The sequence below is a fragment of the Asanoa sp. NPDC049475 genome (assembly GCF_040676915.1).
GTDB lineage: Bacteria > Actinomycetota > Actinomycetes > Mycobacteriales > Micromonosporaceae > Asanoa.
Window position 1 is genome coordinate 619,019 of the sequence record NZ_JBFAPY010000005.1, and the last position, 13,148, is coordinate 632,166.

11 protein-coding genes and 1 pseudogene are annotated in these 13,148 nt (G+C 72.5%); 4 read left to right on the forward strand and 8 right to left on the reverse strand.

Features of this window, described 5'->3' with window-relative positions; translation table 11 throughout:
- The first annotated feature begins 14 nt into the window (after positions 1 to 14).
- The 4 genes from AB0J88_RS22885 (at position 15) to AB0J88_RS22900 (ending at position 5,607) form a co-directional block, all read left to right on the forward strand.
- Complete coding sequence (locus AB0J88_RS22885; RefSeq protein WP_364359292.1) at positions 15 to 1,241, forward strand: cytochrome P450; 1,227 nt, start codon at positions 15 to 17, stop codon at positions 1,239 to 1,241.
- A 50-nt stretch (positions 1,242 to 1,291) separates the two neighbouring features.
- Positions 1,292 to 1,960 (forward strand): TcmI family type II polyketide cyclase, encoded by a 669-nt coding sequence (locus tag AB0J88_RS22890; RefSeq protein WP_364359289.1) that lies wholly within the window; start codon positions 1,292 to 1,294, stop codon positions 1,958 to 1,960.
- A gap of 66 nt (positions 1,961 to 2,026) precedes the next feature.
- On the forward strand, positions 2,027 to 4,621 hold the full coding sequence (locus AB0J88_RS22895; RefSeq protein ID WP_364359286.1) for a DUF4062 domain-containing protein: 2,595 nt from the start codon (positions 2,027 to 2,029) through the stop codon (positions 4,619 to 4,621).
- A complete protein-coding gene (locus AB0J88_RS22900; RefSeq protein ID WP_364359283.1) occupies positions 4,618 to 5,607 on the forward strand; it encodes a hypothetical protein in 990 nt (329 codons plus the stop codon). Before AB0J88_RS22895 ends, AB0J88_RS22900 begins: the two co-directional genes overlap by 4 nt.
- On the opposite strand, the gene AB0J88_RS22905 is transcribed toward AB0J88_RS22900, so the two are convergent.
- The 8 genes and pseudogenes from AB0J88_RS22905 to AB0J88_RS22940 all read right to left on the reverse strand — a co-directional run bounded on the left by AB0J88_RS22905 (position 5,531) and on the right by AB0J88_RS22940 (position 13,146).
- Entirely contained in the window at positions 5,531 to 5,851 is a 321-nt protein-coding gene (locus AB0J88_RS22905) for a TcmI family type II polyketide cyclase (protein WP_364359280.1), read from the reverse strand. The genes AB0J88_RS22900 and AB0J88_RS22905 overlap by 77 nt on opposite strands.
- Positions 5,848 to 8,199: an FAD-dependent oxidoreductase gene (locus AB0J88_RS22910; protein ID WP_364359277.1), complete on the reverse strand. Its 2,352-nt coding sequence runs from the start codon at positions 8,197 to 8,199 to the stop codon at positions 5,848 to 5,850. The genes AB0J88_RS22905 and AB0J88_RS22910 overlap by 4 nt, the downstream gene beginning before the upstream one ends.
- The gene (locus AB0J88_RS22915; protein WP_364359274.1) at positions 8,189 to 9,397 is read right to left on the reverse strand and encodes a beta-ketoacyl synthase N-terminal-like domain-containing protein; all 1,209 of its coding nucleotides are present in this window, start codon (positions 9,395 to 9,397) and stop codon (positions 8,189 to 8,191) included. The genes AB0J88_RS22910 and AB0J88_RS22915 overlap by 11 nt, the downstream gene beginning before the upstream one ends.
- Positions 9,385 to 10,647, reverse strand: coding sequence for a beta-ketoacyl-[acyl-carrier-protein] synthase family protein (locus AB0J88_RS22920; RefSeq protein ID WP_364359271.1), 1,263 nt, complete (start codon positions 10,645 to 10,647; stop codon positions 9,385 to 9,387). The genes AB0J88_RS22915 and AB0J88_RS22920 overlap by 13 nt, the downstream gene beginning before the upstream one ends.
- A complete protein-coding gene (locus AB0J88_RS22925) occupies positions 10,644 to 11,075 on the reverse strand; it encodes a cupin domain-containing protein (RefSeq protein ID WP_364359370.1) in 432 nt (143 codons plus the stop codon). The genes AB0J88_RS22920 and AB0J88_RS22925 overlap by 4 nt, the downstream gene beginning before the upstream one ends.
- Before the next feature lie 111 nt (positions 11,076 to 11,186).
- A pseudogene (locus tag AB0J88_RS22930) lies at positions 11,187 to 11,528 on the reverse strand (SRPBCC family protein); the annotation flags it as partial.
- Positions 11,525 to 11,782 (reverse strand): acyl carrier protein, encoded by a 258-nt coding sequence (locus AB0J88_RS22935; RefSeq protein WP_364359268.1) that lies wholly within the window; start codon positions 11,780 to 11,782, stop codon positions 11,525 to 11,527. The pseudogene AB0J88_RS22930 and the gene AB0J88_RS22935, both read right to left, overlap by 4 nt.
- A complete protein-coding gene (locus AB0J88_RS22940; RefSeq protein WP_364359266.1) occupies positions 11,779 to 13,146 on the reverse strand; it encodes an acetyl-CoA carboxylase biotin carboxylase subunit in 1,368 nt (455 codons plus the stop codon). Before AB0J88_RS22940 ends, AB0J88_RS22935 begins: the two co-directional genes overlap by 4 nt.
- Between the last annotated feature and the right edge of the window lie 2 nt (positions 13,147 to 13,148).

Consider the following 13,148-nt stretch of genomic DNA (forward strand, 5'->3'; position numbering starts at 1 on the left):
CTGAGGAGGTCGCGATGACCGACAAGACCATTCCGGCGGCCGAGCTCTATACCGACGAGTTCGCCGCTGATCCGTATCCCGCCTTCGCGAAGCTGCGCACCGACAGTCCAGTGTGTCCGGTCAGCTCGCCGCGGTTCGACTCCTACCTGATCACCACGTACGAGGACGCCAAGGCGGCGCTGAACGACCCGCGGCTGTCCAAGGACCTCTACGGCCCGGGCGACCACTACCTGCGCATCTTCGGGCCGAACTCCGCGGGCCTGAACAAGAACATGCTCAACTCCGACCCGCCGGAGCACAGCCGCCTGCGCCAGGTGACCGGGCGGGCGTTCGCGCCGCGCCGGATCGAGGCGCTGCGGCCGCGCGTCGCCGAGATCGTGTCCGACCTGCTGGACAAGATCGAGCCGCAGGGCAAGGCCGACCTGATGAGCGACTTCGCGATCCCGTTGCCGATGCTGGTGGTCTCGGAGCTGCTGGGCATCCCGCGCACCGACAACGACCGCGTGCTCGAGCAGACCCAGGTGATCCGCGAGTCCGGGTCGTCGGGCCGGCCACCGGCGGAGGAGAGGGCACGGGTGCAGGGGGCGCAGGCCTGGCTGCACGGCTATCTGACCGACCTCGTGACGGCCAAGCGCGAGGAGCCGGGCGACGACATGGTCAGCATGCTGATCAGCGCCTGTGACGACGAGGGGGTGCTCTCCGAGCGGGAACTGGTCAGCACCGCGTTCCTGCTGCTGTTCGCCGGACACCAGACCACCGCCGACTTCATCGGCAACGCGATGGTGGCGCTGCTGACCAATCCCGAGCAGCTGGCCCTGTTGCGCAAGACGCCGGAGTTGCTGCCGCACGCGATCGAGGAGCTGCTGCGCTTCGACGGGCCGCTGCCGGTGGCCAGTCCCCGGATCGCCACCGAGGACCTCGAGTACCAGGGCGTGCGTATCCCCGCGGGTTCGATCGTCGGTGTGGTCATCAACTCCGCGAACCACGACTCGGCGCAGTTCGAGGACGGGGACCGGCTCGACCTGACCCGCGACCGGGGGCCGCACCTGGGCTTCGGCCACGGCGTGCACTACTGCCTCGGCGTCTCGCTCGCCCGCATGGAGGCGCAGATCGGCATCGGCGCGCTGCTGCGCCGGCTGCCCGGGCTGGCGCTCGGTGTGCCGGTCGACAAGCTGCGCCGGCTGCCGGCCGCCTCACCGTTCCGTGGGCTCATCGAGCTTCCTGTGCTTTTCGGGGCCTGAGTCACTTCACCGCCTGACGTCCGTATGTCCAATCCTCGTGAGGAGCTGCCGTGGTATTCCGCACTGTGATCGTCTGCCGCATCGTTCCGGGCAGTGAGCAGAAGGTGGCCGACGTCTTCGGCCACTACGACAAGGTGACCCGGCCGCAGGACGTCGGCGTGACCGGGCGCATCCTGCTGTCGCTGAGCGACCTCTACATCCACGTCGTCGAGCGCCCCCAGGACCCGGCGATCACGGGCAACAACCGCGGCCTGCCGGCGTTCAAGGAGATCGCGGAGAAGATCGCGCCGTACGTGAAGCCGTACCCGCGCGACTGGGAGAACCCGTCCCACTCGGTGGCCAAGGAGTTCTACAGCTGGACCGCACCGGGGAAGTCGCCCTCGGCCGGCGCCAATCCGCTGCTGATCGTCCAGCGGATCAAGCCCGGCTCGGAGCCCGAGGTCGCCCGGATCTTCCGCGAGTCCGACGAGACGCCGTTGCCCACCCAGATGGGCGTCACGGGCCGGTGGCTCTACTCGATCGACGACGTGTACGTGCATGTGATGGAGCGCACGGACGAGGCGGTCGCCGAGGGGCTGGGCTCCAACCACCACGCGCCGGCCTTCACGAAGATCATCGAGGACCTGGCGCCGTACGTGTCCCCGTACGACCCGGAGAACTGGCGTGGACCGCAGGACTCGATGGCCAAGCCGTTCTACAGCTGGCAGGCCAGCGACTGACCGGCGCCTGGTGGCGGGGGTGCGGGCGTTGTGCCGGCACCCCCGCCGCGCGTTATACATGGCCTGGTGGGGGATGTTCGGACCGGTGTGACGGGGGGCACGTCCGACCGGCTCATCCTGACGCCGGACCAGCGGGTCCGGGTGTTCGTCAGCTCGACGCTCACGGAGCTGGCGGCCGAGCGTCAGGCGGTCCGGGAGGCGGTGGCCCGGCTGCACCTGGTGACGGTGATGTTCGAGGCCGGCGCCCGCCCGCACGCACCGCGCGACGTCTACCGCTCGTACCTCGCTCAGAGCCAGATCTTCGTCGGCATCTACGACGAGAGCTACGGCTGGATCGGGCCGGACTCGACGATCTCCGGGCTGGCCGACGAGTTCCGCCTGGCGCGCGGCCTGCCGCGGCTGGTCTACGTGAAGGAGCCGGCGCCGGGTCGGGACCCGCGGCTGGCCGACCTGCTGGCGGAGGCCGCGGCGGACCTCGACGTCGTCCGCCGCCGCTTCCGGACCCCCGAGGAGCTGCGTGGCCTCGTCGAGCGGGACCTTGCCGCGCTGCTCTCCGACCGGTTCCACCAGACCCGGCAGGCGCGCGCCGGCGAACCCGGAGAGGTCCTGCACGTCCCGTCGGCCCGCACCCCGTTGGTGGGTCGCGAGCACGAGCTCGACCTGCTGACCTCCCGGCTGACCCAGGAGCGTGTGCCGTTGCTGACCCTGGCCGGCCCCGGCGGGGTGGGCAAGACGCGGCTGGCGACGGCGCTCGCCGAGCGGGTCGCGTCCGAGTATCCCGACGGTGTGCGGTTCGTCGACCTCTCGACCGCGGGCGGCGTCGACGGCGTCGGTGACGTGTTCGCCCGCGCGCTTCGGCTGCGTACGTCCGAGGGCGCGGGCTCGTTCGACGACGTCGAGTCGTTCCTGCGCGCCAAGCGGATGCTGCTCGTCGTCGACAACTTCGAACACGTCGCGGGCGCCGCACCGGGACTGGCCGGATTGCTGCGTGCCGCGCCCGGCGTCACCGCGGTCGTGACCAGCCGTGCCCCGCTGCGGCTGACCGACGAGCGGGTCTACCGCGTCCCACCGCTGCGCTCGGCGCCCGCGTCGACCCGCGCCGATCCGGCCACGCTCATCCAGCGTTTCAGCGCTGTGCGCCTCTTCGTGGACCGCGCCCGCGCCGCGGACCGGCGGTTCGCGCTCACCGACGACAACGTCGAAGCGGTGCTGGAGATCACCCGCCGGCTCGGCGGGGTGCCGCTGGCCATCGAGCTGGCCGCGGCCCGGGTGCCACTGCTGCCGCCCGCGTCGATCGCCGCCCTGCTCGACGACCAGCTCAGCCTGCTGACCGGCGGCCAGCGCGACCTGCCGGCCCGGCAGCGGACCGTGCGCGACACGCTGGCCTGGAGCTACCAGCTGCTGCCACCGGACGCGCGGCGGCTGTTCGCCCGCACCGGCGTGTTCACGGGCGGGTTCGACCTCGCCGCGGTCGAGGCGGTGTGCGCCGACGAGTCGTTCGACGTCTTCGCGGCACTGGAGTCCCTTGTGGACGCCGCGCTGGTCGAGCCGGACGAGCAGGACCGCTTCCGGATGGTCGACAGCGTCCGCCTGTACGCGCTGGAGCGCCTCGCCGGCGACGACGACATGACCGCGGTCCGCGACCGGCACGCCGCCCACTTCCTGCACGTCGCGGTGCACGCGGCGCCCTATCTCAACACCGTCGACTCGCCTGTGTGGCTGGACCGGCTCGACCGCGAGCACCCCAACCTCGGCGCGGCGACGGAATGGCTCGTGGACTCCGGCCGGCCGGATGAGGCACTCCGCATCGGGTGGGCGATCTGGCCGCTGTGGTGGCAGCGCGGCTACGTCGACGAAGCCGCGCGCTACATCGGCCGCATCCTCGACGGCGCCGAGCGGCTCACGCCGAAGGCGCACGGCCGGGCACTCGTGGCATCGGGCGCCATGGCGCTGGTGTCCGGCCAGGACGACCAGGCGCGGACCGACTTCGAGCAGGCGCGGGAGCTGGCCCGGGCCGCCGGGGATCCCGTCACCGAAGCCCGCGCCCTCGGCCCGCTCGGCTCCTTCGCGAGCCGCGACGGTGACCACGAGCGAGCCGGCCGGCTGCTGCACGAGGCGTACGAGCTGGCGCGGGACAGCGACGAGCAGTGGCTGATCAGCCTGTTCCACAGCCGGCTCGGGATGATCGCGTTCCGGCAGGGCGATCAGGTGGCAGCCCGTCGTCACCTCGACGACGCGGTGCGGGTCTCCACGCGGGGTGGCGACGAGCTCGGCATGGTGGTCGCCCGTTACACAGCCGCCGTCGTGCGGTCGGCGGACGGCGACACTGCCGGCTCGCACGAGAGTCTCATGGCCGGCCTGCGGCTGGCCGCCCGCAGCGGCGACCAGGCCAGTGTGGGGCTGTTCCTCGCCGCGCTGGCGGACCTGGCCGGCGCGGACGGCCGGCTGGTCCGGTCCGTGGTCCTGGCGGCCGCCGCGGCGAGCTTCCAGACGCCGTCGAGCAAGCTGTGGATGCGGGCGTACGTGCCACCCTGGCCCGTCGCCGCCCCGGACCTCGGGACGATCCGTGCGGAGCTCGGTGACGAGCCCTTCGACCACGCCTGGGGCGAGGGCGAGCGACTGGGGCTGCGCGGGGCTATCGACGAGGCAGCACGCGGGTGACGGGGAGCACCTCCGGCCGGGTCATCCTGACGCCGGACCAGCGCGCCCGCGTGTTCGTCAGCACGACGCTCACGGAGCTGGCGGCCGAGCGCGAGGCGGTTCAGCGCCGTCCGGCTCTTCGTGGACCGGGCGCGGGCCGCCGACCGGCGGTTCGTCCTGACCGACGACAACGCCGCCGCGGTTCTGGAGATCACCCGGCGGCTCGGCGGCTGGAGGCCGTCGAGGTCTGCTCGGCCGTCTGGCTGTTCTGGTGGCGCCGCGGCTACATCGACGAAGGCGTGCGCTACCTGCGGCGGGTCCTGGTGGATCCGGACGCCCTGCCACCGGCCGCTCGCGGCCGCGCCCTGGTCGTCGCCGCCATGGCCTACGTCTCGGGCCAGGACGACGAGGCCCGCACCACCTTCGAACAGGCACGGGAGCTCGCCCGGGCGGCGGGTGACGACGTCGCCGAGGCGCACGCGCTCGGCCCGCTCGGCAGCTACGCCGCCCGTGCCGGCGACATCGACCGCGGACGCGAGCTGCTCGGCCAGGCGTACGAGCTGGCGGTGCGCGGCAACCGGCTCTGGCTGGTCAGTCTCTTCCACTGCCGGCTCGGCATGATCGCCTTCGGTCGGGTGACCCGGTGGACGCCGGGCGGCATCTCGACGAGGCGAAGCGGGTCGCCGCCCGCGTCGACGACGAGCTCGGCCACGTGCCGGACCCCGTCGGGCAAGCTGTGGATGCGGGCGTACGTGCCGCCCTGGCCGACCGTCGGCCCCGGCTCCGCGGAGCTCCGGGAGCGCCTGGGGAGGAGCGCTACGACCGGAGCCGGCGCGAGGGCGAGCGGCTCGGGCTCGCCGGCGCGGTGGAGGAGGCGGTTCGGGACGCCGAAGCGGGCGCCCCCGAAGGGACGCCCGCCGAGGTCGAGGTCTAGCCCCGCCAGTGGTAGAACTCGCGGGCCACCGCGTCCTGCGGCGACTTCCACGTCTGCGGGTCGTACGGCTTGATGTAGGCCCGCAGGTCGTCGCTGATCTGCTTGAACCCGGCCAGCCCGGGACCCTTGCGCAGCGCCTCGGTCGGGTCGTCGGCGAACTCGATGACGTGCAGGTAGAGGTCGTTGAGCGAGTAGAGCGAGCGGGTCTTCACCCCCAGGTCGTGCGGGAGCGAGGTGGCGTCGGACGCCGCGAAGATCTGGGCCACCGACTGCTGTGCGTCGGGCTGGATCTTGGCGACGATCACGGTGCGGTTCATGCGTCTCCCCCTAGAGCGAAGATCCCGGAAAGGTGTGCGTCGAGCGCCTCGGCCGCGACCGGCGAACTGCGGAACCCGACATGGCCGTCGGGGCGGATCAGGTAGGCGCCCGTGCCGCGCAGGCCGTACGCGGCGCGGAACGTGCCGGAGGCGTCACGCAGGACCGGCACGTCGAGACCCTCCGGGACCGCGGCGTCCGGGCTGGCCAGCACGTAGATGTTGACGAACCCGCGGACCTTCTCGGCCAGCTTCTCGAAGCCGGCGTACTCCTCCTGCGGCGTCGCGCCGTCCGCGTGCACCAGCAGCGTGTGCGCGGTGCCGCGGGTCAGCTCGAACAGCCGCGTCGGGTGGCCGACCCCGAAGCGCCGCAGGTCGTGCGCGTCGGGCGCCCGGTCGCCGGGCTGCGGCCCGCCGTCGAAGCCATCACCGTGCGCGCCGACCAGCGGGCTGCCGGCGTAGCTCAGCGTCATCTGCATCTCGAGCAGGAACTGCTCCCGCTCGTCGTCCATGTCCATCTCGTCGGTGAACGCGATCTTCACCGCGCGGTCGACGATGGCCTTGCCGGCGGGCCGGCGCTCGGCCTCGTAGCTGTCGAGCAGGGCGGGCGCGGCGTCGCCGTTCACCGCCAGGGCCAGCTTCCACCCGAGGTTCCAGGAGTCCTGGATGCCGGTGTTCATGCCCTGTCCGCCGGCAGGCGGGTGCAGGTGCGCGGCGTCACCGACGACGAACACCCGGCCCTCGCGGTAGCGGTCCACGATGCCGTGCTTGATCCGGAAGATCGACGACCAGCGCAGGTTGCTGGCGGTCGTGGCCTCCGGGGCGAGCTCGTCCAGGACGACCTGGATGTCCGCCAGCGAGGGCGGGTCGTACTCGGCCGAGAAGCCCGGCGGGATGGGGTTCGAGCCGATCTCGGCCTGCAGCCGCGGCGGCGCGAGGGTGGCCACCCGGTAGCGGTTGCGGCCCTTGAGCGGCACGCAGACCAGCATGCCCTTCATCTCGTCGTCCTCGACGTGGATGAAGCGCAGCAGGTGGCCCTCCGGCATCGACCAGTCCAGGTCGACGTCGCCCAGCATGAACAGCTGGGGGAACATGCCCATGCCGCCCTCGAAGGTCAGGCCGAGCTTCTGCCGCACGGTGCTGTGGGCGCCGTCGGCGCCGACGAGGTACTGCGCCCGCACGGTCTCCGCGCGGCCGTCGGCCCCGACCAGGTAGGCGGTCACCCCGTCGGCGTCCTGGGTGAACTCCTTGAGCTCGGTGCCCCGCTCGACCCGCACCCCGTGCCCGGCCAGGCACTTGGTGAGGATGGTCTCGGTCTCGTACTGCGGCAGGCCGACGTGCGCGTACGGCAGGTCGGGCAGGTCCCAGTCGACCTGGTGCGTCTGGCGGCCGTTGACGAACACGGTCTGGCCGTGCAGCCAGATGCCCGCGTCCATCGCCTCGCGGACGATGCCGAGCTGCTCCCAGATCTCCATCGTCCGGCACTGCACGCCGATCGCCTTGTCGGCGGTGCCGGCCGCGTCGGGCCGCTTCTCGACGAGCCGGCACGCGACGCCACGCCGGGCCAGCTCGATCGCCGCGGTCAGCCCGGCCGGGCCGGCACCCACGACGATCACGTCGGTCGAACTGTCCACCGCGGCCCGCTCCTTGACCACGGTGGCCGGCTTCGGCGCGACGGGCTCGACCTGGGCGACCGGCCGCGGCGGCGCGTGCACCACGCCCGCGCCCGGCTGCGGGCTCTCCTCGGGCCGCGCCACGATGTGGTACGTGGCCCGCTCGAAGTTCTCGCAGATGTACTGGATCAGCGGTGCCGTCTGGTCCAGGTGGGACTGGTCGTCGGTCCAGGCGTCGAACGACGCCTCGTCGCGCCACTCCGCGAAGATGTGGTACGTCCCGGTGCCGGGCTCGCGCAGCAGCTCCTCGCGGACGTGCCCGGGCGTGCCGCGCATCCGCTCGGCGACCTTGCGATAGGCCTTCTCGTACGCGGCCTCCTCGCCCTCGGGCACGGTGACGGTGACCCGCACGCGGATCCCGGGACCCCGGCCGACGACGGCCTGGAGCACCTCGTACGTGTTCTTCTCACCCGACTCGCGCAGGTCGCGCAGCGCGGCCGTGAGCTGCTCGCGGGCGGCGCTCGGCCCGAACGCGTCGAGTGCCTCCTGGTCGCGCCAGTCGCTCACGATCAGGAACGTCCGCGGATCGTCGGCGTCCCGGATCAGCTCCTGGCGCAGACTTCCCGGCGTGCGGCTGATCTCCTCGGCGGCGACCCGCCAGGCGGCCTCGAAGGCCTCGACGCAGCCCTCCCTGGCCCGCATCCTCAGGATCGTCCGCACTGAACCCTCATCCGGCATCGCGGAGCCCTTCCTCCCGATAGCGCTTGAGCACGATGGAGCTGTTGAAACCGCCGAAGCCGCGGGCGTTGACGAGCACCACGTCGGCGGCGAGCTGGCGCGGCTCGCGCACCAGGTCGAGGTCGTGACCCGGGCGGGCGAGGTTGCCCACCGCCGGCACGATCCCGTCGCGCAGCGCCAGCAGCGCGGTCGCCACGGTGAGCGCGCCGCCGCCGGAGCAGAGCCGCCCGATGAGTCCCTGCGGCGCCGTGACCGGCACCGGCCGGCCGAACACCTCGCGGATCGCCCGCGCCTCCAGGGCGTCCAGCGCGGGCGTGGCCGCGCCGTCGGCGAACACGAATCCGACGTCGTCCGGCGTGACGCCGGCGTCGGCGAGCGCCTTGCGCATGGCCCGCACGAGCTGCGCGCAGTCGGGCGCGGGCCGCTCCGGGTGGTGCGCGTCGTGGGTCGCGGCGTACCCGGCGATCTCGCCGTAGATCTGCTGGGCGCCGCGCTCGGCAGCGGCCGCGGCGTCCTCCACGATCAGCACCGCGCCGCCCTCGCCCGGCACGTGGCCGTCCGCGTCGGCGTCGAACGGCCGGTAGCCGGTCGCCGACAGCCGCTCGCTGGTGCGCTGGCAGACCAGTGCGTACGGGGACAGCGGCGCCTCGGTGCCGCCGGCGATGACCGTCGGCGTGCCACGGCGGATCACCCGGCGCGCGGCACCCAGGCTGTCCAGCCCGCCCGCGCCCTCGGAGACCAGCACCTGGTTGGGACCCTTGGTCCCGTGCAGGATCGAGGTCTGCCCGACGCTGGCGGCGTAGAACCAGGCGATCGACTGGTACGCGGTGACGGCCCGGCGTCCCTTGCTCCACAGCGCCTGGATCTCCCGCTGGCCGAACTCGTTGCCGCCGGAGCCGCTGGCCAGCACGACCGAGGTGGCGTACGGGTCGTGCGCCGCGGGGTCGTACTTGGCGTCGTCGAGCGCCTGCCGCGTCGCCGCCAGCGACATCCAGGTCCACCGGTCGGTCTGGATGATCAGGCGCGGGTCGACGGCGCCCTCGGCGGCGAAGCCCGGCACCTGGCCCACCAGCATGCCGTCGAGCTCGCTGACGTGCCGCTCACCGGCCAATGTGGAGCGCCAGTGGTCCTCGGTGGTCAGACCGCTCGGCGCGACGACGCCGATCCCGGTCACGACGGCCCGCTTCACGACGACCACCTCCGCAACACCGCGGCGGACTGGAACCCGCCGAATCCGCTACCCACGGACAGCGCGACGTCGACGCGCTGCTCGCGCGCGTTCTTCGGCACGTAGTCCAGGTCGCACTCGGGATCCTTGTTCTCCAGGTTCGCGGTCGGCGGGACCACGCCGTAGCGGATCGCCAGCACGCACGCCGCGAGCTCGATCGCGCCGATCGCGCCCAGCGAGTGGCCGACCATCGACTTGATCGAGCTGACCGGCACGTCGTACGCGTGCTGCCCGAGGCTCCGTTTGAACGCCGCGGTCTCGTGCCGGTCGTTCTGCTTCGTGCCCGAGCCGTGCGCGTTGACGTAGCTGACCGCGGTCGGGTCGAGGCGAGCCTGGTCGAGGGCGTCGGTGATCGCCTCCGCCATCTCCAGCCCGTCGGGCCGCAGCCCCGTCATGTGGAACGCGTTGCTGCGGTTGGCGAAGCCGGCCACCTCGCAGAAGATCTCGGCACCGCGGCGGCGCGCGTGCTCGAGCTCCTCGAGGATGAGCACGGCCGCGCCCTCGCCCATCACGAAGCCGTCCCGGGTCGCGTCGAACGGCCGGGAGGCGTGCTCCGGGTCGTCGTTGCGCGCGGAGGTGGCCCGGATCGCGTCGAAGCACGCCATCGAGATGGGCGAGATCGGCGCGTCGGCCGCGCCGGCGATGACCACGTCGGCCTCGCCGTCCTCGATGAGCTGGTGGCCGTGCCCGATCGCGTCGAGGCCCGACGTGCACCCGGTGGAGATCACCGCGGCCGGCCCGTGCGCGCCGAACCGGCAGGCCACCTCGGTCGCCGCGCTGCTCGGCACCAGCGCCTGGTAGAGGAACCGACTGCCGTAGCGCTCGTCGACGTGCCAGTTGCGGCCGTGGTCGCTGACGTTGACGTACTCGTCCTCGAGCCGGGTCGTGGCACCCACCGCGCTGCCGATGCTCACGGCGACGTTGTCCCGGTCGGTGGCACCGAGGTCCAGGCCGCTCTCGGCCAGGGCCTCGTCGGCGGCGACCAGGGTGAACTGGGCGAACCGGTCGTTGCGGTGGATCTCCTGCGGTGTCAGCCCGGCCGCGCGTGGGTCGAAGTCGCACTCGGCCGCGATCTGGGAACGGAAGTCGGCCGGGTCGAAGAACGAGATCCGCCGCGTCGCCGTGCGCCCGGCGGTCAGCAGGTCCCAGAACGCGGCGCGGGTGACCCCGCCGGGTGCGACCACCCCGACGCCGGTCACCACGGTGCGCCTCCCGGTCACGGCGTGCTCCCGGGCAGCGCCTCCGTGTCCACGTGCCCGAGCTCCGGGCGCGGGGCCAGCGGGCCGAGCGTGAAGACCAGGAACGCCGGTGCGGCGCCGTCGTTCATCAGCCGGTGCTTGACGCCGATCGGGATGTGCACGCCCTCGTTGGCCCTCAGCGGCAGCTCCCGGCCGTCCAGGCGCACGGTGATCTCGCCCTCGACGCAGAACAGGAACTCCTCCGAGTACGGGTGCCAGTGCTCGGTGACGACCTCGGCCGGCTGCAGGCGCAGCGTGCCCATGAAGCCCGAGGTCGAGCCGACGGTGGCCGGCGACAGGATCGTGCGGATGTCGCCGCCGCGCCGCCGGTTGCTGGGCACGTCCTCGATGGACACCGTCCGGATCGCCGGCCGGGCCTGGCTCGGGCCGCCGATGCCGTGCAGGGCCATCCGCTCGACCTTGTCGCGGATGACGTCCATCTGGATCGCCGTGTTGGCGTTGATCCGGTCGGTCATCGCGGCCGTGTCGATCGGCGCGTCGGGCCGCATCCGGAAGTCCTGGATCCAGCGCATCCGGGTGGCGTTCCTGCCCTCGGCCTCGTACAGCCATTCGATGTTCATGAACTCGAACGGACCCGGCTCGACGCGGCGGGCGACGACCCGCTTGGCGGCCTTGTCGGGGGTGCGCTCGGAGACCCAGCTCCACACCTTGCCGTTCTCGTCCGGGTGCATGGCGAGCCGGAACCGGACCGTCGCGCCGGAGCGCTCGATGATCTCGGCGGTCGCGTACTCGGTGAACAGCTCGGGCCACTTCTCGACGTCGTTGGTGGCGTCCCAGACGACGTCGAACGGCGCGTTGATCAGAATCTCGTTGTCCACGTGGCCAATGGTGGGTGCACTCATGCCGCCGGCTCCTCGTCACGCGAAAGCCGCTCGTTGATGGCGGCGGTCATGTCGCCAACGCTGAAGGCCAGCGGGCGGTCGTCGGGCAGCTCGAAGCCGTACGCGTCCTGAAGCTCCGACTGCAGCTGGAGGAACGCGAGCGAGTCGAGCCCCAGGTCGCCGAACGTCTTGCTCGGGTCCTGCGTGCGCATGTCAGAGGGCAGCCCGACCTTGCTGACCAGCAGCTGCATCAGGTCGTCGATGGTGAACCTCATGATTCCTCCCGTGTCTGCGGATCGGTGAGCCGGCCGACGAGCGACGTGTCGTGGGTTCCGGCGACGAATTGCGGGTGGTCCAGTGCGGTCAGCAGGAAGTCGCGGTTGGTCCGCACCCCGGGACCTTCGACGGAGAGCTCCGCGAGCGCCCGACGCATCCGGGCGATCGCCTGGGGGCGGTCCGGCGCCCAGACGCAGATCTTGGCGAGCAGCGGGTCGTACGCGGCGGAGATGCGCCCGCCGGCCACCGCGGCCGTGTCGACGCGGACGAACGGCCCGGCGGGCAGCGCGAGGCCGGTCAGCCGGCCCGGGGTCGGCATGAAGTCGCGGTCGGGATCCTCGGCGTTGATGCGGCACTCGATGGCCCAGCCGCGCGCCGTGAGCTCCTCCTGCGAGACGTCCAGCGGCTCGCCCGCCGCGATCCGCAGCTGCTCGCGGACCAGGTCGACGCCGTGGGTCAGCTCGGTCACCGGGTGCTCGACCTGGATCCGGCAGTTGACCTCCATGAAGTAGAACCGGTGCTGGTCGTCGACGAGGAACTCGACGGTGCCGGCGCCGACGTACCCGGCGGCGAGCAGGCCGCGCACCGCCGCGTGGCCCATCTGCTCGACCAGCCCGCGCGGCAGGCCCGGGGCCGGTGCCTCCTCGATGATCTTCTGCCGCCGCCGCTGCACGGAGCAGTCGCGCTGGCCGAGGTGCAGCCCGTTGCCGTGGCTGTCGCAGAGCACCTGCACCTCGATGTGCCGGGCGGCCGGCAGGTAGCGCTCGACGTAGACCCGGTCGTCGCCGAACAGCGACTGGGCGGTGCTGCGGATCTCGCGGTACTGGCGTGGCAGGTCGTCGGGCTCGGTGACGACCTGCATGCCCCGCCCGCCGCCGCCCGCGACAGCCTTGACGATGACGGGGTAGCCGATCTCGGCGGCCACCTTGGCGACGGCCTCCGCGTCGCTGACGGGTTCGATCGTGCCGGGCAGCAGCGGCAGGCCGGCGTCGGCCATCGCGGCCCGAGCGGTGGACTTGTCGCCGAGCCGATCGATAACGGACGGCGGAGGGCCGACGAAGACGAGCCCTTCGGCCTCGCACGCCTCGGCGAAGTCGGCCTGCTCGGAGAGGAAGCCGTAGCCGGGGTGGACCGCCTCGGCGCCGGTCTGCCGGGCCGCCTCCATGATCGCCGGCAGGTAGAGGTAGCTGTGCCGGGCGGGACCGGGGCCGATGCACACGGCCTGGTCCGCGAAGCGCACGACGGCGCTGTCCCGGTCCTCGGTGGAGTAGACGGCCGCCACGCGGATGCCGAGCTCGCGGCAGGTGCGGGCGACCCGCATGGCGATCTCGCCTCGGTTGGCGATGAGCACGGTGTCGAACACGA